General features: G+C 65.5%; 27 protein-coding genes. 14 read left to right on the top strand and 13 right to left on the bottom strand.

Translation table 11 applies throughout. The features are described from left to right. Positions 1-128: 128 nt before the first annotated feature. Entirely contained in the window at positions 129-293 is a 165-nt protein-coding gene (locus tag ACRARG_RS05925; protein WP_432689068.1) for a hypothetical protein, read from the bottom strand. Between the two features lie 30 nt (positions 294-323). On the opposite strand from ACRARG_RS05925, the gene ACRARG_RS05920 reads away from it, so the two are divergent. After that, a complete protein-coding gene (locus ACRARG_RS05920; protein ID WP_432689067.1) occupies positions 324-2,393 on the top strand; it encodes a slr1591 family oxidoreductase in 2,070 nt (689 codons plus the stop codon). On the opposite strand, the gene mnmH is transcribed toward ACRARG_RS05920, so the two are convergent. Continuing rightward, entirely contained in the window at positions 2,390-3,445 is a 1,056-nt protein-coding gene (gene mnmH / locus ACRARG_RS05915) for a tRNA 2-selenouridine(34) synthase MnmH (protein WP_432689066.1), read from the bottom strand. The two genes, ACRARG_RS05920 and mnmH, sit on opposite strands and share 4 nt — an antisense overlap. Positions 3,446-3,581: 136 nt before the next feature. Between mnmH and modA the strand changes: the two genes are divergently transcribed. The 4 genes from modA to ACRARG_RS05895 all read left to right on the top strand — a co-directional run bounded on the left by modA (position 3,582) and on the right by ACRARG_RS05895 (position 6,898). Further along, positions 3,582-4,334 (top strand): molybdate ABC transporter substrate-binding protein, encoded by a 753-nt coding sequence (gene modA, locus ACRARG_RS05910; RefSeq protein ID WP_432689065.1) that lies wholly within the window; start codon positions 3,582-3,584, stop codon positions 4,332-4,334. Further along, positions 4,331-5,020 carry a molybdate ABC transporter permease subunit gene (gene modB / locus ACRARG_RS05905; RefSeq protein WP_432689064.1) on the top strand — a complete coding sequence of 230 codons (690 nt, stop codon included), beginning with the start codon at positions 4,331-4,333 and terminating at the stop codon, positions 5,018-5,020. The genes modA and modB overlap by 4 nt, the downstream gene beginning before the upstream one ends. Next, positions 5,017-6,093, top strand: a complete 1,077-nt coding sequence (gene modC, locus ACRARG_RS05900) for a molybdenum ABC transporter ATP-binding protein (protein WP_432689063.1) — start codon at positions 5,017-5,019, stop codon at positions 6,091-6,093. The genes modB and modC overlap by 4 nt, the downstream gene beginning before the upstream one ends. A gap of 64 nt (positions 6,094-6,157) precedes the next feature. Further along, positions 6,158-6,898 (top strand): tyrosine-protein phosphatase, encoded by a 741-nt coding sequence (locus ACRARG_RS05895; RefSeq protein ID WP_432689062.1) that lies wholly within the window; start codon positions 6,158-6,160, stop codon positions 6,896-6,898. Here ACRARG_RS05895 and ACRARG_RS05890 read toward each other — a convergent pair whose 3' ends face one another. Then, entirely contained in the window at positions 6,899-8,845 is a 1,947-nt protein-coding gene (locus tag ACRARG_RS05890; protein ID WP_432689061.1) for an AsmA family protein, read from the bottom strand. Positions 8,846-8,953: 108 nt separating this feature from the next. On the opposite strand from ACRARG_RS05890, the gene rimO reads away from it, so the two are divergent. Then, positions 8,954-10,339, top strand: coding sequence for a 30S ribosomal protein S12 methylthiotransferase RimO (gene rimO, locus ACRARG_RS05885; protein ID WP_432689060.1), 1,386 nt, complete (start codon positions 8,954-8,956; stop codon positions 10,337-10,339). Between the two features lie 157 nt (positions 10,340-10,496). On the opposite strand, the gene ACRARG_RS05880 is transcribed toward rimO, so the two are convergent. Both ACRARG_RS05880 and ACRARG_RS05875 read right to left on the bottom strand, forming a co-directional pair. Then, complete coding sequence (locus tag ACRARG_RS05880) at positions 10,497-10,769, bottom strand: DUF6455 family protein (RefSeq protein ID WP_432689059.1); 273 nt, start codon at positions 10,767-10,769, stop codon at positions 10,497-10,499. 80 nt (positions 10,770-10,849) lie between these two features. After that, complete coding sequence (locus tag ACRARG_RS05875) at positions 10,850-11,572, bottom strand: M48 family metallopeptidase (RefSeq protein ID WP_432689058.1); 723 nt, start codon at positions 11,570-11,572, stop codon at positions 10,850-10,852. A 178-nt stretch (positions 11,573-11,750) separates the two neighbouring features. Here ACRARG_RS05875 and ACRARG_RS05870 point away from each other — a divergent pair, with 178 nt between their 5' ends. Then, complete coding sequence (locus ACRARG_RS05870; protein ID WP_432689057.1) at positions 11,751-11,993, top strand: DUF8831 family protein; 243 nt, start codon at positions 11,751-11,753, stop codon at positions 11,991-11,993. 3 nt (positions 11,994-11,996) lie between these two features. Here ACRARG_RS05870 and ACRARG_RS05865 read toward each other — a convergent pair whose 3' ends face one another. Beyond that, on the bottom strand, positions 11,997-12,260 hold the full coding sequence (locus ACRARG_RS05865; RefSeq protein WP_432689056.1) for a DUF167 domain-containing protein: 264 nt from the start codon (positions 12,258-12,260) through the stop codon (positions 11,997-11,999). Between the two features lie 88 nt (positions 12,261-12,348). Here ACRARG_RS05865 and ACRARG_RS05860 point away from each other — a divergent pair, with 88 nt between their 5' ends. After that, on the top strand, positions 12,349-13,452 hold the full coding sequence (locus ACRARG_RS05860; protein ID WP_432689055.1) for a histone deacetylase-like amidohydrolase: 1,104 nt from the start codon (positions 12,349-12,351) through the stop codon (positions 13,450-13,452). Here the strand turns inward: ACRARG_RS05860 and ACRARG_RS05855 are convergent, their stop codons facing one another. Next, positions 13,453-14,367: an NADP-dependent oxidoreductase gene (locus tag ACRARG_RS05855; protein ID WP_432689054.1), complete on the bottom strand. Its 915-nt coding sequence runs from the start codon at positions 14,365-14,367 to the stop codon at positions 13,453-13,455. Positions 14,368-14,460: 93 nt separating this feature from the next. Between ACRARG_RS05855 and ACRARG_RS05850 the strand changes: the two genes are divergently transcribed. Genes ACRARG_RS05850 through ACRARG_RS05840 form a run of 3 tightly spaced genes read left to right on the top strand, consistent with a single transcriptional unit; the run spans position 14,461 to position 16,195 of the window. Beyond that, positions 14,461-14,874 (top strand): winged helix-turn-helix transcriptional regulator, encoded by a 414-nt coding sequence (locus ACRARG_RS05850; protein ID WP_432689053.1) that lies wholly within the window; start codon positions 14,461-14,463, stop codon positions 14,872-14,874. Between the two features lie 59 nt (positions 14,875-14,933). After that, positions 14,934-15,512, top strand: coding sequence for a nitroreductase family protein (locus ACRARG_RS05845; protein WP_432689052.1), 579 nt, complete (start codon positions 14,934-14,936; stop codon positions 15,510-15,512). After that, on the top strand, positions 15,497-16,195 hold the full coding sequence (locus ACRARG_RS05840; RefSeq protein ID WP_432689051.1) for an EI24 domain-containing protein: 699 nt from the start codon (positions 15,497-15,499) through the stop codon (positions 16,193-16,195). Before ACRARG_RS05845 ends, ACRARG_RS05840 begins: the two co-directional genes overlap by 16 nt. A gap of 3 nt (positions 16,196-16,198) precedes the next feature. Here the strand turns inward: ACRARG_RS05840 and ACRARG_RS05835 are convergent, their stop codons facing one another. The 3 genes from ACRARG_RS05835 to mce all read right to left on the bottom strand — a co-directional run bounded on the left by ACRARG_RS05835 (position 16,199) and on the right by mce (position 17,505). Continuing rightward, entirely contained in the window at positions 16,199-16,690 is a 492-nt protein-coding gene (locus ACRARG_RS05835) for a transglycosylase SLT domain-containing protein (RefSeq protein ID WP_432689050.1), read from the bottom strand. A gap of 117 nt (positions 16,691-16,807) precedes the next feature. Continuing rightward, on the bottom strand, positions 16,808-17,089 hold the full coding sequence (locus tag ACRARG_RS05830) for a DUF1467 family protein (RefSeq protein WP_432689049.1): 282 nt from the start codon (positions 17,087-17,089) through the stop codon (positions 16,808-16,810). Positions 17,090-17,100: 11 nt separating this feature from the next. Next, positions 17,101-17,505, bottom strand: a complete 405-nt coding sequence (gene mce, locus ACRARG_RS05825) for a methylmalonyl-CoA epimerase (protein WP_432689048.1) — start codon at positions 17,503-17,505, stop codon at positions 17,101-17,103. Positions 17,506-17,725: 220 nt separating this feature from the next. Here mce and ACRARG_RS05820 point away from each other — a divergent pair, with 220 nt between their 5' ends. Both ACRARG_RS05820 and ACRARG_RS05815 read left to right on the top strand, forming a co-directional pair. Further along, the gene (locus ACRARG_RS05820; RefSeq protein WP_432689047.1) at positions 17,726-18,442 is read left to right on the top strand and encodes a response regulator; all 717 of its coding nucleotides are present in this window, start codon (positions 17,726-17,728) and stop codon (positions 18,440-18,442) included. Between the two features lie 106 nt (positions 18,443-18,548). Further along, positions 18,549-18,929 (top strand): metallopeptidase family protein, encoded by a 381-nt coding sequence (locus tag ACRARG_RS05815; RefSeq protein WP_432689046.1) that lies wholly within the window; start codon positions 18,549-18,551, stop codon positions 18,927-18,929. A gap of 46 nt (positions 18,930-18,975) precedes the next feature. Here ACRARG_RS05815 and ACRARG_RS05810 read toward each other — a convergent pair whose 3' ends face one another. From ACRARG_RS05810 to ACRARG_RS05800, 3 genes are all read right to left on the bottom strand, one after another. After that, positions 18,976-19,278, bottom strand: a complete 303-nt coding sequence (locus ACRARG_RS05810) for a ScoMcrA-related endonuclease (protein WP_432689045.1) — start codon at positions 19,276-19,278, stop codon at positions 18,976-18,978. A 156-nt stretch (positions 19,279-19,434) separates the two neighbouring features. Beyond that, a complete protein-coding gene (locus ACRARG_RS05805) occupies positions 19,435-19,920 on the bottom strand; it encodes a flavodoxin family protein (RefSeq protein WP_432691323.1) in 486 nt (161 codons plus the stop codon). 10 nt (positions 19,921-19,930) lie between these two features. Further along, positions 19,931-21,589 (bottom strand): NAD+ synthase, encoded by a 1,659-nt coding sequence (locus tag ACRARG_RS05800; RefSeq protein WP_432689044.1) that lies wholly within the window; start codon positions 21,587-21,589, stop codon positions 19,931-19,933. Between the two features lie 195 nt (positions 21,590-21,784). Between ACRARG_RS05800 and ACRARG_RS05795 the strand changes: the two genes are divergently transcribed. Next, the gene (locus ACRARG_RS05795; protein ID WP_432691322.1) at positions 21,785-23,224 is read left to right on the top strand and encodes an MORN repeat-containing protein; all 1,440 of its coding nucleotides are present in this window, start codon (positions 21,785-21,787) and stop codon (positions 23,222-23,224) included. The last annotated feature ends 10 nt before the right edge of the window (positions 23,225-23,234 follow it).

Below are 23,234 nucleotides of genomic sequence, written 5' to 3'. Positions count from 1 at the left end.
GGATTTCATTTAATCAAAATCTACTTCTGACCGAGTGGTCAAAGACCAGTATATTTCTGCCGAATGTCGGGCTATCGTCAGGGCATCGCAACATTCTTAATCAGGCGGGTCGCTTTGCCCCCTGGCCGTCACGGCTGTGCCGTTATGGCCGCCGGTGCAATGTCCAGTTTCCCGGCGATATTGGCACGGACATGTCCCGGCGGTAGGTCTGGCTCTGTCACCGCACCGGGAGATTGCCGATGATCAGCCAGCCCCCGCTTACCAGAGACCTCGTCCTTGTCGGGGGCGGTCATGCGCATGCGCTGGTGCTTAGGAAATGGGGCATGCGACCGCTTGCCGGTGTGCGGGTCACGCTGATCGATCCGGGGGCGGTCGCGCCCTATACCGGGATGCTGCCGGGCTATGTCGAAGGCCTCTACCGGCAGGAGGATATCGGGATCGATCTTGTCCGGCTGTGTCGCTTTGCGGGGGCCGCTTATGTGCAGGGTCGGGTCTCGGCCATCGACCCGGAGGCCCGTGTGCTGCGGCTGGGCGATCGGGAGATCGAATATGATGTCGCCTCTCTCGACATCGGGCTGACGACCGAACCCGGCGGCGCGGCAGAGGGGGAGGATACCGCCGTTCCCGTCAAACCATTCGCGCGGTTCATCGAGGGGTGGCACGCCTATCTCGCCGCCGGGGCGCGGGACCCGATTGTGGTGATCGGCGCCGGGGTGGGCGGCGTGGAGCTCGCCCTGGCCATGCGGCGGCGGATCGGGCCGGGCGGTCAGGTGACGCTTGTTGGCGCGGGGGGCATTGCGGGGGTCGGTCCGGCGATGCGCGCGCGGCTCAGCCGGGCTCTGGCAGAGGCGGGGGTGCAGCTTGTAGGCGGGCGGGTCGTGTCGGTCCGTGCCGACGGGCTGAGGCTGGAGGATGGGCGCGAGCTGCCGGGCGGCTTTGTCGTGCGGGCCGGCGGCGGTCGGGGGCAGGTCTGGCCCGGTGCCGGGGGGCTTGAGGGGGTGAATGGCTTTGTTAAGGTTAATAACGCCCTGCAATCTGTTGACTATGATAATTTATTCGCTGTTGGAGACTGTGCATTCCAATTTCAGAATGTACGTTCTAAGGCCGGAGTCTTTGCCGTTCGGGCCGCGCCGGTGCTGTTTCACAACCTTCGGGCACGGCTGACGGGCGGTGCTTTGCGTCCCTTCCGGCCGCAGCGGCGGTACCTGCGTCTGGTTGCGCTTGGTGGCGGAACTGCGGCGGCCGAACGCTATGAGAGGCTGCCGGCGGTGCTCTCGGGTCGGCTGATCTGGCAGTGGAAGGATCGGATCGACCGCCGGTTCATCGACCGGCTGACCACCCTGCCGCCCATGCCCGAGCCGGCGCGACCCAAGGAGCTGGCAGATGGCGCGGCAGAGATCATGTCCGCCGCGCCGCTCTGTGCCGGGTGCGGCGCAAAGGTTGGGGCCGGCGTGTTGACGGATGTCCTGACCGGGCTGCGGCAGCCCGACAGGCCGGATGTTCTGACCGGGCCCGGCGATGATGCGGGCATCCTGAGGATGGGAGAGGTCCAGCAGGTTCTGACCACGGACCATCTGCGCGGGTTCACCGGCGATGTGGCGCTGATGGCCCGGATCGCGGCGCAGCATGCGCTTGGCGATATCCGTGCCATGGGGGCTGAGCCGCAGTCGGCGCTGGCGCAGATCATTCTGCCGCGCGCTTCCGAACCGCTGCAGCGGCGGATGATGCAACAGATCATGACCGCGGCCACCGCGGTCTTTGCGGAGGACGGGGCAGTGATCCTTGGCGGCCATTCGACCATGGGCGCAGAGCTGACGATCGGATTTTCCGTGACCGGGCTGTGCCGGGGGCGGCCGGTGACGCTGGGCGGGGCGCGCGCCGGGGACGTGCTGCTGATGACCGGGGCCATTGGAAGCGGCGTGCTGCTTGCGGCGGAGATGCAGTTGAAGGCGCGGGGCCTGGACATCGCGGCGTTGCTGACGCAGATGGCGCGCGGCCAGCGTCGCCAGGCGGCGCATCTGAAAACGGCGCGGGCCATGACGGATGTCACCGGATTTGGCCTGGCCGGGCATCTCATGGCGATGTGCCGGGCCTCGGGTCTGGGCGCAGAGCTCGGACTGGCGGATGTGCCGCTTTATGACGGTGCGCTCGACCTCGCACAGGGGGGGGGGCGGTCGACCCTCTATTCGGCGAATGCCGCGAATGCGCCCCTGTTCGGGCCGACGGGGCCGCGCGTGGAGCTCATGCATGATCCGCAGACAGCCGGCGGATTGCTGGCGGCCGTCGATCCGGCCGATGCCCAGCGGATTATCCGCGACATGCGGTCCGAGGGGCTGGCGGTGGCCGTGATCGGGCGGATGACCGACGGACCGGTTGCCATCACCCTGATCTAACGGCTGTGGGTGGCAATCAGCTCTGAAATCCGGGTGGCCGTCATGGCGAGGTCATCGGGTGAGAAACCGTCGATCTGCAGCGTGGCCATGTCGTTGGCGGTACGGGCAGAGCTCTTTTCGTACCTCGGGTCGTAGTGATCCTCCATCAGCGACCGGGCGAGGGCCGCAAAGTCGCCCTGCCGCGCCTGATCCTGCCAGAGCGTGATCCGGTCGGCTGCATGGTAGGGGCGGAGCTTGTCGATAAGGTCCAAAAGCTGGTCTGGGTGGGATGTCAGCTCTTCATAGGTGTCGATCAGATGCCGGGCCCGCGCGGCGGCGGGCGCCCGCAGACGAATGCGGGGGGCGGCAAGCATCGCTTTCCAGAGTGTCGGCGGGATCATCAGATCGCCGATCTTGTTGCTTTCGGCTTCCAGGAAAACAGGGGCGGCGGGGTCGATCCGGCGCAGCTCGGCCGCCAGCCGGCTTTCGAACATCTTCTGCGCGGGCTGGGGTCCGGCAAGCCCGCCAAAAAGAGACCCACGGTGCTGTGCCAGGCCTTCGAGGTCGATCACCTGCGCGCCCTGCCGGGACAGGTGGTGCAGGATCTCCGTCTTGGCGGTGCCGGTATAGCCGTCGATCAGGATCGCATTCAGCGCGAGAGGCTGATCATGCAACCGTTGTACCACAAGCCTGCGATAGGATTTGTAGCCGCCCTGCACCGTGTCGGCCCGCCATCCGATCTGCTGCAGGATGGAGGTGAAGGACCCCGACCTTTGCCCGCCGCGCCAGCAATAGACCAGTGGCTGCCAGCCGCCGGGCCGGTCGGCCAGCGGCCCCTCAAGATGGCGGGCGGCATTCCGGGCCACCAGCGCCGCACCGATCTTTCGCGCCAGAAACGGGTCCTGCTGGGTGTAGATCGTGCCGACGCGGGCGCGTTCGGCATTGTCCAGCGCGGGAAGCGAGATCGACCCGGGTATGTGATCTTCGGCAAATTCGGCGGGGGAGCGGACGTCGATGACCTCATCGAAGGGCAGGGTTTCAAGGGCGGCGAGGGTCGTGAGGGCGTAGGGCATTCTGGCTCTGGCTGGCTGCAACTGAGACGCGATACTGCGTCGGGGGTGACGCCGTCGCAAGGGTTGCGCCCGGTTGCGAACCACTTTAGCGATTTGTCCAATCCTGAGAACGTTTTGAACTGGTTGACCTATGCGGATGATCCTGCTGATTTTGAGTGTCCTGTTCGGCACCTGCGCGCCAGCCTCGGCAGAGCGGGTTCTGGTCTTTGCGGCCGCCAGCCTGGCCGGTCCGCTGGACCGTGCGGCAGAGATGTGGTGGCGCGAAACCGGCCATGAGGTCGTGATCTCTTACGCGGGCTCTTCGGCGCTGGCGCGGCAGATCGAGCAGGGGGCGCCCGCAGATGTTTTCCTGTCGGCCAACACCGCCTGGATGGACCATCTTGAGGCCGCCGGTCTGCTGGAGGATGCGTCGCGTCAGGACCTCTGGCGCAACAACCTGGTTCTGATCTCGGCCGAAGCGGGACCAGAGATTGCGATCGACCGCGATCTGGACCTGATGGGGCTTCTGTCGGGTGGCCGTCTGTCGGTGGCGCTGACCGGGTCTGTTCCGGCCGGGATCTACGCGCGCCAGGCGCTCGGCTATCTGGGGCTGTGGGAGGCGGTTGAGCCGATGCTGGCAGAGGCCGACAATGTGCGCGCCGCGCTGGCGCTTGTTGCGACGGGGGCGGCGCCCTATGGCGTGGTATATGCCACGGATGCCATGGCCGAACCCCGGGTACATCTGCGCGGACAATTTCCGGACGGCAGCCATGATCCGATTGTCTATCCCGGCGCCGTAATCAAGGCCGGCAGTGCCACTGCCGCTGACGATTTTCTGGAATATCTGCGCACTGTCGATATCGTCGCCATCTTCCGCGAGGCCGGTTTCGGAACCGGCCGGGACGAGTGACGGCCGGGCTCGGCCCTGCTGAATGGGAGGCGGTGCGGCTCTCGCTCCGCGTGGCCTTCTGGGCGACGCTGATGTCCCTGCCGCTTGGGATCGCCGTGGCCATGGCGCTGGCCCGGGGGCAGTTCCGGGGGCGGGAATTGCTGGGCATCGTGGTGCATCTGCCGCTGGTTCTGCCGCCGGTCGTGATCGGCTTTCTGCTGCTTGAAACCTTTTCCCCGGCGGCCCCGGTTGGCGGGTTTCTGCAGCGGCTGGGCATTGTCTTTGCCTTTCGCTGGACCGGGGCGGCGTTGGCGGCGGCGGTCATGGGGTTTCCCCTGATGGTCCGGGCGATCCGCCTGGCCGTAGAGGCGGTGGACCCCCGGCTGGAGGCCGCGGCGGCGACGCTGGGCGCCAGCCGATTGCGCGTGTTCATGACCGTGACCCTGCCGCTGATCCTGCCGGGTGTCCTGGCGGGCGCGGTGCTGGCCTTTGCCAAGTCGATGGGGGAATTTGGCGCGACGATCACCTTCGTCTCCAACATTCCGGGCGAAACGCGAACGCTGCCGTCGGCGATCTACGCCTTCCTTCAGCAACCCGGCGGGGAACCGGCGGCGCTACGGCTTGTGGGCGTGTCAGTCGGTGTCGGTGCGCTGGCGCTTGTGGCGTCAGAGGCGCTGGCGCGGCGTGTGGCGCGGCGGCTGGGATGAGCCTGCTGGTGGATATCCGCCATCGCCTCGGTGCGATGGAGCTGGTGGCCGGTTTCGAGGCGCCGGGGGGTGTGACGGCGCTTTTCGGGCGGTCGGGTGCGGGCAAAACCTCCGTGGTGAATGCGGTTGCGGGGCTGCTGCGCCCCGACGCAGGGCGGATCGTACTGGGCGGCCGGGTGCTTTTCGATGCGCCATCCGGAGTGAATATGCCGGTGCCGCGCCGGCGGGTGGGCTATGTGTTTCAGGACCACCGGCTGTTTCCGCATATGAGCGTCCGGACAAACCTGCTCTACGGGGCGCCGGGCGACACACGTCTGGGCGAGATTGCCGAGATGCTGGGGATCGGTGCGCTGCTGGACCGTCGCCCCCGCGCGCTCTCCGGCGGGGAAAAGGCGCGCGTGGCGATCGGTCGGGCGCTGCTGTCTGCGCCCGACCTGCTGCTGATGGACGAGCCGCTGGCCTCTCTCGATCAGGCGCGGAAGGAGGAGATCCTGCCCTATCTCGAACGGCTGCGGGATGCGGCGGGGCTGCCGATCCTGTATGTCTCGCATTCGGTGGAGGAGGTGGCGCGGCTGGCCAATACGCTGGTTCTGCTAGAGCAGGGGCAGGTGGTGCGGGCGGGCGATGCCGCGACGCTTTTTGCCGATCCTGATCTGGCGCCGGTGTTTGGCCCGCGCCATGCGGGGGCGCTGCTGACAGGCCGGATCGTGACCCATCACGCGGACGGGTTGACGGAGGTAGAGGTCGCCGGCGGGCGGCTTTGGCTGCCGCGTGTCGACAGCGCGCCGGGCCAGCCGCTTCGCGTGCGGATCGCGGCGCAGGATGTGATGATTGCGCTCACGCGGCCGGAGGGGATTTCGGCGCTCAACATCCTGCCCGTTACGGTGGCAGAGGTGCGGCCGGGGCAGGGGCCGGGCGTCATGGTGCAGCTCATGGCCGGGGGGGAGCCGCTGCTGGCGCGCATCACACGCCGCTCGGCAGAGGCTCTGTCGCTGGCGCCGGGGCTGAGCTGTTTCGCCGTGCTCAAATCGGTGGCCGTGGCGCGCGGCGATGTGGGTCAGGGGCCCGGCTGAACCTGCACTTGTCATCGCGGCCCCTGCAGACCAAAGTGCGCGCGAGTGAGGAGAGGAGAGGCCGATGACGCTGACGACCAAGGCGCTGCCCTATGCGGGCGTGCACAACATCCGGTCGCTGGGCGGCTATGAGACAGCCATGGGACCGACGCGCGCCGATGCGATGTGGCGCGGCTGTGCGCTGAACGGCATCAGCGTGGAGGACCGGGAGGATCTGCTGGGCCGGGGCCTGTCGACCATCATCGACCTGCGCCGGGATGACGAGATCGCAAGCGCGCCCAATCCGCTGGCCGACGATCCCCGGGTGATCTACCTCAACATCCCGCTCTTTGACGGTCTGGCGCCACTCGATCAGATGGCGGAGGAGGTTGGCGGCAAGTTCGACATGGGCATCCGCTACCGCCGGGCGCTGGATGAATGCCAGGACAATATGGCCCGCGTCATGCGCGCCATCGCCGCGGCGGGCGAGGGCGGGGTCTATTTCCACTGCACCGCCGGCAAGGACCGGACCGGGCTGATCGCGGCGCTGCTGCTGTCGAATGCCGGGGTCGCGCGGGAGGTCGTCGTGGCCGAATATGCGCTGACCGCCGATCTGGGGCGGCCGCTTATGGATCAGCTGCGGGTGGCCATCGGTGCGCGCGGGGCGACGCCGGAACGGGTGGAACAGATCATCGCCTCCGCCGCAGAGACGATGGAGGCGACGCTGGCCTATCTCGACGTCGAATACGGTGGGCCGGTCGATTACCTCGACCGGATCGGCATCGGGACGGAGATGCGCCGCCAGCTGGCCGCGCGGCTACTCTGATCACTTGTTGAAGAGCTTCAGGAGGCCCTTGGCGGCCTCCTCCCCGATCGTGCGTTTCACCGCGTCCTCGGCGGTCTCGCCCTCCTGCTGGGTGATGCCCAGCTTTTCGCTGACCTCGTCCTTGACCTTCTGCTTCACCTTCTCCTCAAGCTGCTTCTTCTCTTCGGCGGCATTGAGTTGAATGGCTTTTTCCACGTCGAGACTGATCTTCGGGCTGGCCCAGGCGCCCCGGATGCGCACGGGAATTGCGATGCCGCGCCCGTCACGCGCCTTGAGGCTGACCGGCGTGAAAAGGTAGTCGAGCGATTGCTGGCCGAGGTCGATCCTGCCTTCGCCGCGCGCCTCGATCCCCGCGAGCTTCATCAGCAGGTCTGAGTTTGAGACGACGCCCTGCGCGATTGAATAGCTCAGCGCGGTGCTGTCAAAGATCGTCGTGCCGCCGGAGACGTCGCCGGTGCGGAACATCCGGTCAAGGTCGATGCCTTCGATCGTGCCGGAGCCGGTGTTGATGCTGCCCTCGCCCGAGAGGGAGGACATGATCGCGGCCAGCGTCTGCCCGGCGCCCAGGAATTTCAGCTTTGCGCCAGCCTCGCCGGTGAAGCGGGTGATGCCCGCAAGGTCGGTCAGCGCGTTTTTCAGCGCGATGCTCTGGGCGGTCAGGTCGCCGGCAACCGAAAGGCCGTTGCGATTGTTGGCCACCAGCTCGCCGGAGAGCGTTCCGCCAAAGGCCTGAACCTCCCTGATCGTGGCAACTGCGCGGGCGCGGTCCACCGTCAGGACCAGGCGGGTGGTGCCCAGCTTTGTCAGGCCAAGATCAATCGACGGCGCGACGAGCGAGATTTCGGCATCGGCAAGTCCCAGGGCCGAGGCGTCGATGGGGGCGGGGGACCAGCCCGTCTCGGCCGGTGCCGGGCTGCCGCCGGAATTGAGCGCGGTGAGATCCAGCGCCTCGGCCGATATCTGGGCGTTGATGCGGGGCCTGTCGCCTGTGGTCACGACATCGGCGGCGATGGTCCCGGCATTGGGGCCGGACCGGAACGCGCCCTGCCGCAGAGAGAGCCGGCCGTCGCTGGTATAGGTGATCTGACCCGAGACCCGGGCATCGCGGCCCAGTCCTGCAGGCAGGGCCGGGTCGGGACGGCCCAGGGCCGCCGCAAAGCGGGCGGTGTCCGACAGGTCCAGCACCAGATCGCCCTGCGCCTCGGGCTTGAGAGAGGCACGTCCGTCGAAACTGGCTGTGCCGCCCGGGGCTTCGATGTTCAGGTGGAGCGTGCTGATCTTGGTCGCGACCAGCGCCATCGGGTCGGCAATTTCGCCGGTCAGGCGGATCGGCTGGCCGACCGGGCGCAGGGTCAGGTCGATATCGGCAGGGCCTTTGACATCGGGAAAGGTCAGGACCAGGTCGATGTCGCGTTGCGTAATCTCTGTCCCGGACTGGCGGTCGATATAGAAGATCGAGGCGCCGGTGATCTCTGCCCGGTCCAGCGTGAATGCGGTTGGGGTGGTGGATGCTGCGGGGGCCGATGCTTCGGGCTGCGCGGTTTGGGAGGGGGCGGGCGACGACAGGCTCAGCTCCCAGTTGGGCGTTCCGTCCTTGCGCCGTTCCAGCAGGATCTGAGGGGCGTCGGCCCGCAGGGCCCGGATGTGAATATCGCGGTTGATCAGGCCCCTGGCATCCACACCGATGGTGACGGATTTCGCCTGGAACATCGGCCCGTTCTCGGACCAGTCCGCATTGGCGATGGAGAGCGCGTCGACCGTGACGCCCAGTTCCGGCCAGAAACTGATATGCGCGTCGCCGCCGACGGTGACCGCGCGTCCGGTCCGCCGCGACAGCTCATCGGCCGCCAGCTGCGCGATACGGTCCCCGGGCAGCAGGAAGAGCCCCGCCGCCAGAACCGCGACAAAGACGATGACCATGCCGATAAGCAACCGGATCAGCCGCATGATGCCCCCATATGTTTTGCCGTCAGACTATCACGCGGCCATGGCGCGGCAAGTATCGCGGGGCTCTGGACCATTGCAAATTTCCCCGGCGGGCGTATAGGGCGCAGCATGTCCCAGAATCCGCCGAACCTCCGCCCCGACCTGGCGCCGCTGCCGCGCTTCGATGATACCCGCCGCGCGGGGCAGCCCGCCATCGGGATGGTCTCGCTTGGCTGTCCGAAGGCGCTGGTGGACAGCGAACGCATCCTGACGCGGCTCCGGGCGGAGGGATATGCGATCTCTCCCGATTATGCCGGGGCGGATGCGGTGATCGTGAACACCTGCGGATTTCTTGACAGCGCCAAGGCGGAAAGCCTTGAGGCCATCGGGGAGGCGCTGGCCTCCAACGGCAAGGTCATCGTGACCGGCTGCCTGGGGGCGGAGCCGGAGTTCATCACCGGCACCCATCCCAAGGTTCTGGCCGTCACCGGCCCGCATCAGTACGAACAGGTGCTGGATGCGGTGCATGGCGCGGTGCCGCCCGCGCCCGATCCGTTTATCGACCTGCTGCCGGCCTCGGGCGTGACGCTGACGCCGCGCCACTACAGCTACCTCAAGATCGCAGAGGGCTGTAACCACAAGTGCAAGTTCTGCATCATTCCCGACATGCGCGGGCGGCTGGTGTCGCGCCCCGCCAATGCCGTGCTGCGGGAGGCGGAGAAACTGGTGGAGGCCGGGGTGAAGGAACTGCTGGTCATCAGCCAGGATACCTCCGCCTACGGGCTCGACCGCAAGCATGACCTGTCGATGTGGAAAGAGCGGGAGGTGCGGGCCCATATCACCGACCTGGCGCGGGAGATGGGGCAGCTGGGCGCCTGGGTGCGGCTGCACTACGTCTATCCATATCCGTACGTAAAAGACCTCATTCCCCTGATGTCTGAGGGGCTGATCTTACCATATCTCGACATTCCGTTCCAACATGCCCATCCGGAGACACTGCGCCGGATGGCCCGTCCCGCGGCCGCTGAACGGACGCTGGATCGCATTGCCGAATGGCGGTCGATCTGCCCGGAGATCACCCTGCGGTCGACCTTCATCGTGGGATATCCCGGCGAGACGGAGGAAGAGTTCCAAGTGCTGCTCGACTGGCTGGAGGAGGCGCAGCTCGACCGGGTCGGGTGCTTTCAGTACGAGAATGTCGCCGGGGCGCGGTCGAACGATCTGCCGGATCATGTGCCCGAAGAGGTCAAGCAGGAGCGGTGGGACCGGTTCATGGAAAAGGCGCAGGCCATTTCAGAGGCCAAGCTTGCCGCCAAGATCGGCAGCCTGCAGCAGGTCATCGTCGACGAGATCGACGCCGACGGTATTGCCACCTGCCGCACCAAGGCCGATGCGCCGGAGATCGACGGCAACCTCTTTATCGACGAGGGGACGGAGGCGCTGAGCCCCGGCGATATCGTCACGGTCGAGGTGGACGAGGCCAGCGAATATGACCTCTGGGGGCGGCTGGTCTGAGGCTGCCTGACGGCTGACGGACGGGCGCCACCAAAAAGCGACGCCGGCCGGGCCCCTCTGCCCGACCGGCGTCCTACCGATCCTGAACTATGCGAGGCCGCCTGCTCCCGTAGGCTTTCCCGCGCCCGGATCGATAACCCCTGCTGCTCGGCCTGCCTCAGGCCGGACGTCGGGCGAGGAGGTCGAAGCTCGCCCGGTTTTCGCAATAGTCGGGGGCTGTGGCGTGATCCTCTCCCTGCAGTTCCGCCTGCTGGAGCCAGCCTGTGCAGGCCCCAGGGCAGCTGCAGCCCCGGCAGTTGGTGACCATCTGCGACCAGTCCTGCTGATCAAGCTGACCGTCCATCATCGCCTCGCCCAGATCGACGCCCGTGGCACGGGCCATGCGGTGCACGAGCTTCAGATGGTCCGCGATGTCGCCCAGAACTTTCATACCCGTCTCCGGCTGTTGCTGGGACGGGTATAGGGCCCGAATCGAGGTCCCACCTTGATCGGGATCAAATGACGTTAAGGTCAGCCGCCGGCGAGGGCGCGCCGCACGGCCTCGACCCGGTCGCCATTGGGCGGATGGGTCCCAAGGAAGCGGTTGCCGGGATCGGGGGCGCGTTCGAAATACCGCGCGCCGTTGATCGCGTCGAACCCGGCATCACGCGCGATCAGCGCCCCAAGCGCGTCGGCCTCCAGCTCATATTCCTTCGCGTAGGTGCGCGATCCCACGAGGGCGCCCAGACGCGCCGCGGTCGAGACACCGACATTGCCGCCAGACGCGGCCGCGATCTGGGCGAAGATAAGAGAGGTGGCCTCGGTGCTCTGCCGGCGCCGGTCGAGATGGCGCGATATGTGATGCGCGGCCTCATGCGACAGGATAAAGGCCATTTCGTCGACATTCCGGACATAGGCGATCAGCGGCACGGTGACCGCGATGACCGGGTTGCCGGCGTCATCGCGCATCTGAAAGGCGTTGATCGGCGCATCCGGCCGGTCATCGATCACGATCCGGAAGTCGCAGCGCAGATCGGGCGTCCGGCGGCGGCAGGTGCGTTCGGCCACCGGCTCTACCCGTTCGGCTGCGGTGACAAACCGCCGGGCGGCCTGACGGATCGCGTCATCGGGCAGGGGGGTGGCGGTCGCAGTTCCGGCGGCGGGCGTAGGCAGGGGCGTGGTCGGCACATCGCATCCCGCAAGGGCAAGGCAGGCCGGGATCAGCCAGATAATGCTGCGAAACGTCAAAAACATGCGCGCCTGCTCTCCCCTCGTCCTCTTGTGCGCCGGGCCGGGATGGCAGGCGGCGCGAGGTCTTTGACGCAGTCTATCGTGAAGATCGGGTGGGCTTGCAACCGTGCAAACGTGACCTTGTGGCGCAGATGCCGCACATGTGTTGCGCGGTGCTCTGCAGCGGGCCTAACCTGATCCCATGTTCACGATCGAGCACGAATTTGATTCGACCCTCATTACCATCGTCGATGACGGGCCCAGCCCGCTCCAGGAAGACGTGGTGATCAATGCCTTCGCGGAATGCGTGACGGTGGAGCAATATGATCTGCGCGAGGATGCCGTGCACAAGATCACCCTGTCGATGGCGCAGCTGCGCGATCTGGCGGCGGCGCTGAACCTGCCCGAGGGCAGCTATTCGCTGGCCAAATCCAAACAGGACTGATCCTTAGCGCGTGATGCGGAAGGTCTTGTCGCGGGCGGTCTGTCCGCGCAGCAGGGTCAGCTGCGAGGGCGCCAGGCCCAGGGCCTTTGCCAGCAGTTTCGTCACCGCCGCATTGGCCTTGCCATCCTCCGGCGGGGTGGTGACGTAGACGCGGATCTGATCGCCCTCGCGGGTGATGCGGTCGCGGGCGGCCTTCGGGGTGACGCGGACGGTCAGCTCTTCAGCCATAATGTCGCTGAGATCGGGCAGATCGGCGGCACGGGCCATGCGGGTCTTTCCTATTGGCGAGCGGGGTCTTGAAGCCCGGACCTGCGAGGGCCAAGCTCTGCTTCAGAAATCTGGAAAGGATGGAATGATGTCAACGGGGTTTTACTGGGACGAACGCTGCTTCTGGCATGCGGGCGGGAATTACGCGCTGACGCTGCCGCTGGGCGGGCTGGTGCAGCCGCTGGCCGCCGGTGGCCTGCCGGAAAACCCGGAGACGAAGCGCCGTCTGAAGAACCTGATGGAGGCGACGGGGCTGGTGAAGGACCTGTCCGTGCGCGGCGCCGAACCCGCCACGCGGCAGGTGCTGGAGCGGGTGCATCCGGCCTCCTACCTCGATGCGTTCAAAGAAATGTCGGATGCGGGCGGGGGGGAGCTGGGGCTGCGGACGCCCTTTGCCAAGGGCGGGTATGAGATCGCCTGTCTGTCGGCCGGGCTGGCCGTGCAGGCCGTGGCCGATGTCATGGCGGGTGAGGTGCAGAACGCCTATGCGCTGTCGCGTCCGCCGGGGCATCACTGCCTGCCGGACTGGCCCAACGGCTTCTGCCTGATGGCCAATATCGCGATCGCGATTGAGGCGGCTAAGGCCAAGGGCCTCGGCCGGGTCGCGGTGATCGACTGGGACGTGCACCACGGCAACGGGACGGAGCATATCTTTTACGAGCGCGACGATGTGCTGACGATCTCCCTGCATCAGGAGCATAACTATCCGCTGGATAGCGGCGATGTAGGCGATACGGGGCGCAGCGCGGGGGAGGGGTTCAATATGAACATCCCGCTGCCGCCCGGCACCGGGCATGAGAGCTATGTCGAGGCGATGGCGCGGATCGTCCTGCCCGCGCTCGACCGGTTTCAGCCCGATCTGATCATCGTGGCCTGCGGGTTCGACGCGGGGATCTACGATCCGATTGCCCAGATGCTCTGCACGGTGGAGACCTTCGGAGAGATGACGCGGCAGGTGATGGGCGCCGCCGACCGTCTGTGTGATGGCCGGGTCGTCATGGTTCATGAGGGCGGCTATTCGGAGGTCTATGTGCCCTTCTGCGGCCACCGGGTGATCCAGGAACTGTCCGGGTCGGACTGCGATGCGCCCGACCCGATGGCCCCGACTGTCAAGGCGCGGCAGCCCAATGCCCGCGCCATCGCCTTTACCAGCGGGCTGATCGAGGAGATGGCAGCGGGGTTTGGCCTCTGATCAGGGGGTGAGGATCACCTTGCCGACGGGCTTCCCGGCCAGCGCGGCAAAGGCCTCCGCCGCACGGGAGAGCGGGAAGCTGGCGGCAACCTTCACGTCGAGCTTGCCCCGGGTGGCGAGATCGGCGAGCGCCGTCAGCCCCTCCGCATCCGGTTCGACGACGATCCGGGTGAGGGTGACACCTTTGGCGGCGGCGGCGTCGGTATCCGCCTCCTCGACCGGCAGCAGGGCGATCACCCGACCACCGGCTTTGACCCGGGCGAGGCTGTCGGCGATCTGTCCGAACCGGGTGTCGAAGATTAGATCAAAGGGCCCCTCGGGCTCTGCCTCTGCGTAATCCACCGTCACATCGGCCCCAAGCGCCTGCATAGCTGCCTGCTTCCCGGCGCTGCCCGTGGCCGTGACATGGGCGCCAAGGGCCTTGGCAATCTGCACCGCCAGATGGCCGACACCGCCTGCGCCGCCATGGACCAGCACCTTTTCCCCGGCCTTCAGCCCACCATGGCGGACCAGCCCCTGCCAGGCGGTCAGCCCGGCCAGCGGCAGGGCACCGGCCTGCGCGTCGCTCAGCGCGTCAGGCGTTTTTGCCATCTCTGCCGCCGGGGCAAGGACATAGTCCGCAAATGCGGCGGCCTGTTTCGGGAAGAACGGCATGCCGAAGGCACGGTCAACTGTGGCCCAGCCCGTGACGCCGGACCCCACGGCCTCCACCGTGCCGGCGACGTCCCAGCCCACGGAGAATGGCGGTTCGCCCAGAATGGGGAACATGCCGGAACTGACGCCGGGATCGACCGGGTTCACTCCGGCGGCGGCCATACGTATCAGCAGCTCTCCCGGTCCCGGCTGCGGCGTGGCGACCTCTGCCAACTGGAGAACATCGGGGGTGCCAATGGCGGTCTGTGTGATCTGTTTCATGTCAAAGCTCCTGTCGATTTGCGTGACTGGAGCCAAGTTTTGCTCTAAACTAACTTTTGTGAAGTAGGCACTATTTTGGAAAGTAGTTACGAAATGGATAGTAATGCGCTCCGCAGCATCAGCTATGATGTGTTCCGCAAGACCTGCGCCTCTCATACGGTCCTTGAAATGCTGGCGGGAAAGTGGACCTACCTGATCGTCTGCGCCCTGCTGCCGGGCCGTCTGCGCAATTCCGAGCTTGCAAAAAAGATCGAGGGGATTTCGCCCAAGATGCTGTCCCAGACCCTGCGGGAGCTGGAGCGGGACGGGCTGCTGACGCGCACCGTGCATCCCGAGGTGCCGCCGCGCGTCGAATATGAGCTGACGCCGCTGGGGGAGGAGCTGGGGCGGCTTATGCGCACGATCTGCAGCTGGGCCGAAGCGCATGTGCCGGACATTCTTGAGGCGCGGATCGCCAATGGCGTGGCGGTTGACCAGTGTCTGCAGCCGGGGCGGCTGGGGCGCTGAGCCGCCCTTGACCCCGCGCGGGGGAGGGCCGACATAGGGGACGACAGACAGGAGGCCCGATGCCCGAGAAGAACTTGCCCGCGCTGGAATTTCTGGCGAAACGCCGATCCCATTCCCCCAAGGTCCTGACCACCCCCGTCCCCTCCCGCGAGGAGCTGGAGGAGCTGCTGGTCTACGCCGCCCGTTCGCCCGACCACGGTGCCCTCGTGCCCTGGCGTTTTGTCGTGATCGAAAAGCCCGCCATGCCGCGCCTTGCCGATCTGGCCGAAGCGCGGGCGAAATCGCTGGGCCGGGATCCGGAGGCCACGGCCAAGGCGCGCGGTCAGTTCGATCGGGGGCATCTGGCGGTGGTCGTGGTGGAATGCCTGACAGAGTCGGAAAAGGTGCCGGGCCGGGAACAGACACTATCGGCCGGGGCGGTCTGCCTCAGCCTCGTGAATGCCGCGCTGGCCTCTGGCTGGGGGGCGGGCTGGGTGACCGGCTGGATCTCCTTCGACCGGGGGTTTGTAGAGCAGGGGCTGGGCCTCTCGTCTCATGAACAGGTGGCCGGCATCGTGCATATCGGCAGCTTCGGTTCCGCGCCGACCGAGCGGCCGCGCCCGGACATCACGGGGATCACCACGTGGCTGTCGGAGTAATCCTCAGCTCCTTCTTCGCGGCCCTCGGCCAGATCGGCGATCCGCGGTTCCGACGGGTTCTGCTGATGGGCGTCGGGCTGACGATTGCGCTGCTGTTTGGTGTTTATGCGCTGTTCCTCTGGGTGCTCCAGTGGCTGACCGGCGACACCGCGACCATTCCGCTGATCGGAGAGGTGACCTGGGTCGATGACCTGCTCACCTGGTCCAGCATCGGGGTCATGCTGGTGCTCTCGGTCTTCCTGATGGTGCCGGTGGCCTCTGCCATCACCTCGCTCTTCCTCGAAGATGTGGCAGAGGCGGTGGAGGACCGGCATTATCCGCATCTGCCGGCGGTGCCCCGCATCCCGTTCATGGAAGGGCTGCGGGATACCTTTGCTTTTCTTGGCGTGCTGATCGTCGCGAATATCGTGGCGCTTGTCCTGTATGTTTTCTTTCCGCCCTTTGCGCCCTTCATCTTCTGGGGGATGAACGGGTTTCTGCTGGGGCGTGAATATTACACGCTGGCGGCGATGCGCCGGGTCGGGCGCGACAGGGCGCGCGACCTCAGGGGCAAGCATGTCGGCACGATCTGGGCGGCCGGTATCCTGATGGCCGTGCCGCTGTCGGTGCCGCTCCTCAATCTGGTGATCCCGATCATCGGGGCGGCCACCTTTACCCACATCTTCAACAGGCTGGAGCGGTAAGGGTCAGCAGCTCTTGCTGATTTCGCGGTCAAGAAGTCCGGTTTCGACCAGCATGCAGCGGTTGCGGGCCTCGTAGTAATAGCCCTTGGCATACCAGCCGACGGCCTCCGGTTCCGTCTCCGACAGGAGCCAGGCACCGCGCAGGTATTTGACCGCCCATTTCAGGTTGGTCTCCGCATCCAGAAGATCATGCGCCTCGCCCTGAAATCCCATGCCGCGCGCCGTGGCGGGCAGGATCTGCATCAGGCCGAAATAGGGGCCGTTGCGGGCCTCCGGCCGGTAGTCGCTTTCGCGCTGGATGACGCGGTGCACGAGGGTGCGGGGCACCTCGTATTCATCGGCGTATTTGTTGACGAGAACCCGCAGTTCAGCGGTTTCTCCGGGATAGAGGGGAGGGGCCGCGCGGCTGACCTCCATGTCCTTTTCGGGGGCGGCGCAGGCCGCGAGTGACAGACATGTGACAGCGCAAAGCGACCGTATCACCCGATTTACCATTTTGAGGAGCTCATATCCCGTTAACCCTGATCCGCATTGGCATTTGGACAGGCCTTCAGGCAAGCGTTTCGTCACCGCATGCGCGGATAGTTGCCGCAGGGGAACTGGTGCCCCGGATCAGCCCGCCGCACCGGGGCCCATGCGGTGGAACATGTCGAGGTCTTCGATCGTGATCCAGCCCGACAGGATCACCCCTGCGATGATCGCAAAAAGCACGGCGGAAATGCCTGTGGTGATCCAGAGTTTCGCCTTCAGATGATGCACCTCGGGCGCGCCCGACTGGGTGCCCGGGGTCACCTCTCCCATGTCCTGCTGCGTTTTCATGCGCAGCGGCACGACGCAGAGCAGGGTCAGCCACCAGATGACGGCGAACAAGACGATGGCTGAGGTGATGCCCATGATGGCCTCCGTTAAACCTGTTCCAGCTCTACCAGGCAGCCGTTGAAATCCTTGGGATGCAGGAAGAGCACGGGCTTGCCATGGGCGCCGATCTTGGGCTCCCCGTCGCCCAGCACGCGGGCGCCGGTGGATTTCAGATGATCGCGGGCGGCAAGGATATCTTCGACCTCGTAGCAGACATGGTGAATGCCGCCGGAGGGGTTCTTGTCGAGAAACCCCTGGATCGGGGATCCTTCGCCCAGCGGATAAAGCAGTTCGATCTTGGTATTGGGCAGTTCGATGAAGATGACGGTGACGCCGTGGTCGGGCTCGTCCTGCGGGGCGCCGACCTTGGCGCCAAGCGCGTTGCGGTACTGGTCCGCTGCGGCTTCCAGGTCTGGCACGGCAATGGCCACGTGGTTCAGGCGTCCGATCATCTGTTTCTCCTCCTGCTCGGGTGATGCAGTTATGAGATGTGAGGGCGTGTCTGACAAGCGTGGCAGGGCGACGCGGGGCGGGGAGGCGTCTTGTCGTAAAGGAAATATGTGCCAGGCGGCGGGCGCGTTAATCAAAGTTTCAGAATGCTGTCCGACTCTATACCGGCAGAGTCGGCGCCCCGGGCGGGTGGTCGACCCCATGACCAGAAGGATGCGGATAATGGACGACCAGGACTATCTGATCCGGGAACGTGTCGCGACGGCGCAGCAGCCATTGCTCGGCATGACGATCCTGCTTGTAGAAGACAGCGTTTACGCGAGCGAGGCGATGCGCATGCTCTGTCTGCGGTCGGGGGCGCGGATCCGACGGGCGGACTGTCTCAGATCGGCGCGACGGCATCTGCAGGTCTACCGGCCGTCTGCCGCAATCGTGGACCTGGGTTTGCCGGACGGATCCGGGATTGAACTGATCACCGAAATGGCGGCTGTCCGGCCCCGCGTGCCGGTGATCCTGGCCATTTCCGGGGACGAGGCCGGCGGCGGGCAGGCCGTCGCTGCGGGTGCGGACGAATTTCTTGAGAAACCGGTCAGAACTCTGGGCGTGTTTCAGAACGCTTTGCTGAAACATCTGCCGGAGGAGCATCAGCCGTTGGGCCCGCGGTCCATCGATCCTGAGGAGATCCGGCCCGATGCGCTGTCTTACCGGGATGATCTGACACTGATGTCAGAGATCCTCGGTCCCGGCATGACGGCGCAGGATCTGACCTATGCGGCCCGTTTTCTGTACGGGATCGCGAAATCCGCCGGTGATGACCGGCTGCGCGATGCGGCGGACAAGGTTCTGTCCGACATGCGGGGTGCCGGAGACTGCCTTGCCCGTGCTGCCGTGCTGAAAGGGCTGATCGCGGATCGGATGGCGTCGGCGGCCCCGATCTGATTTTGCCCGGGCATTTGCCGCCTGATGCGGAACTGTCCGGGCTTTCCCGGGCCAAGCGGCGCCCCATATTCTGCCAGGGACAGCCATACCGTAAAGGCCCAGGAATATGTCGCCGGATGAAATGCTTGCCGTCATGAGGCGGGTCGTGGAGGGATTTCCGCCGCCGCTGCGTGATCTTGCGCGTGAGGTCCGGCTGTGTGTTTCAGACGTCGCCGCGAAAGAGGTTCTGAGTGATCTCGGCATTTCGGACCCGCTGGACCTTACGGGTCTTTATGAGGGGGTTCCGCTGACGGAAAAGAGCATCTGGGACGGAGCGCTGCCGCCGGATACCGTCTGGCTGTTCCGCCAGGCCATTTTGCAGGAATGGCAGGACAGGGGCGATATCGATCTTGAGCGGCTGGTTGTGCATGTCACGGTGCATGAATTCGCCCACCATTTCGGCTGGTCGGATGACGATATTGCACGTGTCGACACATGGTGGCTGTGACCGGGCAGGTGCACTGGCCTTTGGTCGGGCCGCCGGATGCCGCTGGTCACGTCACCTCATAGCCCAGCTTGCAGAAACAGGTGATCACCCGTTCGACATTGACGGGGCTGCCGTCGGTCCGGTCGATATTGCCCGCGATCTGCGCGGCAAGGTAGCCGGTTGCCTTCAGCGGATAGCTGCGGCCCTGCACATTCAGATATCGCGTCGCTTTCCGCCGGCGTCCGGTCTTGTGCTGCACCCAGTCTTCGCCGTGGCGGTCGATCAGAGCCAGTGCGGCATCGACGTGATCCCGCGTGAGGTGACGAAAGGCCAGTTCGATTGGATCTTTTGTATCGACATTAAGGGTCATGACGCATTCTCCCTGCCATGCCCGCTCCCGCTATTGAGTATGCCCGAACGTGCGATTCTGGTCATCGCGGCTTTGAACAACAGGCGGAGAATGACCGATTTCTGCAGTGGCCCGGTGAAAATTTATGCGGTGCCGGGCAGGGACATGGCAGCTGAGTCAGAACGCCCCGATCGCCAGGCCCGCGGCCAGCGCGGCGCCCAGATCCCGGCATCCGGTCAGATCGGTTTCGGATATCGTCTTCTGCGCGAGAATGGCCTCCGGGCTGTCGGTATGGGTGCGGAGGATCAGCGCCTCCTGCACCTGCCGCAGACGCCAGCCCGTGGCAATGCGCGCGGTCTGGCGGGCAGCATTTTCGCCGTCGGTGCCGGCGCAGACCATCTGGGCATAGGGGCGGCCTTCGATCCGGCCCAGAACGGGGTAATAGCTGCGGTCGAAGAATTCCTTCATCTCGCCGGAGATCGCGGCGAGGTTTTCCGGCGCGCAGAAGAGGTAGCCGTCATGGGCCAGCATGTCGTCGGGCCCGGCGTCGCGGGCGCGCAGCAGGGTGGTGTCACATTCCGCCCGGGCGGCCTCATATGCCGCCTCTGCCATCTGGCGGGCGCCGCCGGTGCGGGAATGCCAGACTATCAGCAGCCGGGGCATCTGGGCTGCGTCACTGGCCATCCCGCCAGCGGTTCACGATGGGGTAACGCCGGTCGAGCCAGAAGGCGCGTTTGGTCAGCCGTGTCCCGGGCGCAGACTGGAAGCGTTTGTATTCGCTGAGGTAAATCAGCCGCTCGACCTTTTTGGCATCCTCACGGGTATAGCCCGCCGCGACGCAATCCTCGATAGAGGCTTCGCGATCCACCAGCATCTCCAGAATACCGTCGAGCACCGGGTAATCGGGCAGGGAGTCGCTGTCCTTCTGATCCTCGCGCAGTTCGGCCGAGGGGGGCTTGGTGATGATCCGTTCGGGGATCACCGTGCCCTCGGGGCCCATCATCCAGCTGCGGTGATTGGCATTGCGCCAGCGGCACTGTTCGAACACGCGGGTCTTGTAGAGGTCCTTGATCGGATTGTAGCCGCCTGCCATGTCGCCGTAGATCGTGGCATAGCCCACGGCGACCTCGGATTTGTTGCCGGTGGTCAGCAGCATCTCGCCAAACTTGTTCGACAGCGCCATCAGCAGCAGGCCACGCAGGCGGGACTGGATGTTTTCCTCGGTCAGGTCGGGCTTGGTGCCTTCGAAGAGGGGGGCCAGCGTATTGGTGATGGCCTGCCGCCCCTCGCTGATCGGCACGAAATCGTAACGGCAGCCGAGCGCTTCGGCACAGGCCTTGGCATCCTCCAGCGAATGGTCGGAGGTGTATTCGGAGGGCAGCATGACACAACGCACATTCTCCGGCCCAAGCGCATCGGCCGCGATGGTGGCGACGATGGCGCTGTCGATGCCGCCCGAGAGACCCAGCAGGACCTTCTTGAACCCGGTCTTGCCGCAATAGTCGCGCAGGCTTTCCACCATGCAGCGGTAATCCTGTTCCCATTCGTCGGGCATATGCGCTTTCTCGCCCGGCGCGATCCGCCAGCCTTCTGGTGTGCGGGAGAGGTCGATATCGGCATAGGCTTCGTCAAAGACGGGCATGTGAAAAGCCATGGCGCCGCCCGGGTTGATGCCGAAGGTGCCGCCGTCAAAGACCTGATCGTCCTGACCGCCAACCATGTTGAGGTAGATCAGCGGCAGCCCGGTTTCGACCACGCGGGACACCATATGGCTGAACCTCGTGTCCATCTTGTTTCGGTAATAGGGCGACCCGTTGGGGACCAGCAGGAATTCCGCGCCGGTTTCGGCCAGGGTTTCGGGCACTTCGGGGTGCCAGGCATCCTCGCAGATGGGCGAGCCGATGCGGGTATTGCCCACCGAATAGGGCCCGCCCAGCGGCCCGCTGTCGTAAAGGCGCACCTCGTCAAACACGGTCTCGTTGGGCAGGTTGTGCTTCAGGACACGGCTCATGATCTTGCCCTTCGACAGGATGTAGTAGCCATTATACAGGCCGGTCCCTTCGAGGGCCGGGCCGCCGATGGCGAGCGCGGGCCCATCGGCGCAGTCGCGGGCCAGCGCCTCGATCGCGGCGATGGCGGTCTGGTGAAAGACGGGCTTTTCGATCAGGTCCTGGGTCTGGTAGCCGGTGATGAACATCTCGGGCAGGGCGACGAGGTCGGCCGCGGCGTCCTTGCCGCGCGCCCAAGCGGCACGGGCCTTGGCGGCATTGCCCTCGATATCGCCCACCGTCGGGTTGAGCTGTGCCAGAGTGATGCGGAAGCGGTCGGTCATGGGGGCCTCTTGCGTCGTCCTTGCGTCTGATTACCGGCACGAGTTCGTGAGGGAAAGGCGATTTGCCGGAAAGGCATTGCGGGGCGCCGGGCCGGGGGCTAGGTTTTGCGCACTTCGCCAGACCCTAACGCGGTCAAGCCATGGGGCGGAAAAGGCAAGCAGGGGGAAGACATGCGCCTGAAACTGACCACATTCATGGGCACGGCCGCGACGCTGGCGCTTTTCGCTGCGTCCATGGCCTCTGCACAGGATGGCGAGGTTCTGACCAAGCAGTATGACGATGGCGGTGTCTATGAGGGCACGTTCAAGGACGGGCTGCAGCATGGCACCGGCACCTACCGTCTGCCCAATGGCTATGAATATACCGGCGACTGGGTCGAGGGCGAGATCCGCGGCCGCGGCATTGCCAAATTCCCCAATGGCTCGGTCTATGAGGGCGAATTCTCCAAGGGCAAGCCGGACGGGGTGGGCAAGATCATCTTCTCCGACGGGGGCACCTATGAGGGCGACTGGTCCGAGGGCAAGATCGTCGGTCAGGGGATCGCGAATTACGCAAATGGCACCCGCTACGAGGGTGGCTTCCGCAATGCGATGCATGACGGCAAGGGCGTGATGACCGCACCGGGCGGCTATGTCTATGACGGCGACTGGGTCAATGGCGTGAAGGAGGGGCAGGGCAAGATCACCTATCCCGATGGTGCGATCTACGACGGCCAGATCGTGCGCGGCGCGCGCGAGGGGCAGGGCAAGCTGACCATGCCGGACGGTCTGATCTACGAAGGCACCTGGGCCAATGGCCAGATCGACGGCACCGGCCAGCTGGTCCAGCCCAATGGCGACGTCTATGAGGGCGAGCTGGTCGAGGGCAAGCGACAGGGCCAGGGCAAGGTCACCTATGAGAATGGCGATGTCTACGAGGGCCAGTTTGCCGATGACCTGCGCGACGGGACGGGGACGTTCACCGGGTCCGACGGTTATGTCTACACCGGCCAGTGGGTGAAGGGAAAGATCGAGGGGCAGGGGCGTGTCACCTATCCCGATGGCTCTGTCTACGAAGGCGCCTTTGCCGATGATCTGGCCAATGGCACCGGCAAGATCACCTATCCCGATGGCGCGACCTATGAGGGCGACTGGAAGGACGGCGTGATCCACGGTCAGGGCACGGCGACCTACCCCAATGGCGTGACCTATGTCGGCGGGTTCCGCAATGCACTCAACCACGGCAAGGGCGTCATGACCTATGCCGATGGCTATCGTTATGACGGCGACTGGGTCGATGGCGAACGGCAGGGGCAGGGTGTGGCTACCTATCCAGACGGCACTGTCTATGAGGGCGGTTTCGTCGCCGGGGAGCGTGAAGGCGAAGGCAAGATCACCATGGCGGACGGGTTTGTCTACGAAGGTGCCTGGTCCGGCGGAGAGATCACCGGCAAGGGTGTTGCGACCTATGCCAATGGCGATATCTACGAGGGCCTCTTCCTCGAAGGTCGGCGTCAGGGTCAGGGCACGATGAAATATGCCTCGGGCGAGCAGGAGGCGGGCGAATGGAAGAATGGCGCGCTTCAGGCCAAGCCCGGCGAAGAGGTCGCGACGCCCGTGGATGCGGACGGGGCGGAGGCGACGGTCAGCGAGTAGGGGCTGGCCG

The sequence above is a fragment of the Pseudooceanicola profundi genome, from assembly GCF_050897955.1.
GTDB lineage: Bacteria > Pseudomonadota > Alphaproteobacteria > Rhodobacterales > Rhodobacteraceae > Pseudooceanicola.
This window is presented reverse-complemented; position numbering and strand designations above follow the sequence as displayed.

Bases quoted from the DNA above. Each gene is read 5' to 3' on its own strand.
- ACRARG_RS05810 (WP_432689045.1), bottom strand. From the start codon at position 19,278: ATGACCCTTAATGTCGATACAAAAGATCCAATCGAACTGGCCTTTCGT.
- ACRARG_RS05865 (WP_432689056.1), bottom strand. From the start codon at position 12,260: ATGGCCCGTGCCGCCGATCTGCCCGATCTCAGCGACATTATGGCTGAA.
- ACRARG_RS05835 (WP_432689050.1), bottom strand. From the start codon at position 16,690: ATGGTAAATCGGGTGATACGGTCGCTTTGCGCTGTCACATGTCTGTCA.
- mce (WP_432689048.1), bottom strand. From the start codon at position 17,505: ATGATCGGACGCCTGAACCACGTGGCCATTGCCGTGCCAGACCTGGAA.
- ACRARG_RS05805 (WP_432691323.1), bottom strand. From the start codon at position 19,920: ATGCCCCGGCTGCTGATAGTCTGGCATTCCCGCACCGGCGGCGCCCGC.
- ACRARG_RS05815 (WP_432689046.1), top strand. From the start codon at position 18,549: ATGTCGCCGGATGAAATGCTTGCCGTCATGAGGCGGGTCGTGGAGGGA.
- ACRARG_RS05800 (WP_432689044.1), bottom strand. From the start codon at position 21,589: ATGACCGACCGCTTCCGCATCACTCTGGCACAGCTCAACCCGACGGTG.
- ACRARG_RS05830 (WP_432689049.1), bottom strand. From the start codon at position 17,089: ATGGGCATCACCTCAGCCATCGTCTTGTTCGCCGTCATCTGGTGGCTG.
- ACRARG_RS05855 (WP_432689054.1), bottom strand. From the start codon at position 14,367: ATGAAACAGATCACACAGACCGCCATTGGCACCCCCGATGTTCTCCAG.
- ACRARG_RS05850 (WP_432689053.1), top strand. From the start codon at position 14,461: ATGGATAGTAATGCGCTCCGCAGCATCAGCTATGATGTGTTCCGCAAG.
- modC (WP_432689063.1), top strand. From the start codon at position 5,017: ATGAGCCTGCTGGTGGATATCCGCCATCGCCTCGGTGCGATGGAGCTG.
- ACRARG_RS05875 (WP_432689058.1), bottom strand. From the start codon at position 11,572: ATGTTTTTGACGTTTCGCAGCATTATCTGGCTGATCCCGGCCTGCCTT.
- ACRARG_RS05925 (WP_432689068.1), bottom strand. From the start codon at position 293: ATGACCGCCCCCGACAAGGACGAGGTCTCTGGTAAGCGGGGGCTGGCT.
- ACRARG_RS05895 (WP_432689062.1), top strand. From the start codon at position 6,158: ATGACGCTGACGACCAAGGCGCTGCCCTATGCGGGCGTGCACAACATC.
- ACRARG_RS05860 (WP_432689055.1), top strand. From the start codon at position 12,349: ATGTCAACGGGGTTTTACTGGGACGAACGCTGCTTCTGGCATGCGGGC.
- ACRARG_RS05890 (WP_432689061.1), bottom strand. From the start codon at position 8,845: ATGCGGCTGATCCGGTTGCTTATCGGCATGGTCATCGTCTTTGTCGCG.
- rimO (WP_432689060.1), top strand. From the start codon at position 8,954: ATGTCCCAGAATCCGCCGAACCTCCGCCCCGACCTGGCGCCGCTGCCG.
- ACRARG_RS05795 (WP_432691322.1), top strand. From the start codon at position 21,785: ATGGGCACGGCCGCGACGCTGGCGCTTTTCGCTGCGTCCATGGCCTCT.
- ACRARG_RS05880 (WP_432689059.1), bottom strand. From the start codon at position 10,769: ATGAAAGTTCTGGGCGACATCGCGGACCATCTGAAGCTCGTGCACCGC.
- mnmH (WP_432689066.1), bottom strand. From the start codon at position 3,445: ATGCCCTACGCCCTCACGACCCTCGCCGCCCTTGAAACCCTGCCCTTC.
- ACRARG_RS05870 (WP_432689057.1), top strand. From the start codon at position 11,751: ATGTTCACGATCGAGCACGAATTTGATTCGACCCTCATTACCATCGTC.
- modA (WP_432689065.1), top strand. From the start codon at position 3,582: ATGATCCTGCTGATTTTGAGTGTCCTGTTCGGCACCTGCGCGCCAGCC.
- ACRARG_RS05920 (WP_432689067.1), top strand. From the start codon at position 324: ATGCGACCGCTTGCCGGTGTGCGGGTCACGCTGATCGATCCGGGGGCG.
- ACRARG_RS05820 (WP_432689047.1), top strand. From the start codon at position 17,726: ATGGACGACCAGGACTATCTGATCCGGGAACGTGTCGCGACGGCGCAG.
- ACRARG_RS05845 (WP_432689052.1), top strand. From the start codon at position 14,934: ATGCCCGAGAAGAACTTGCCCGCGCTGGAATTTCTGGCGAAACGCCGA.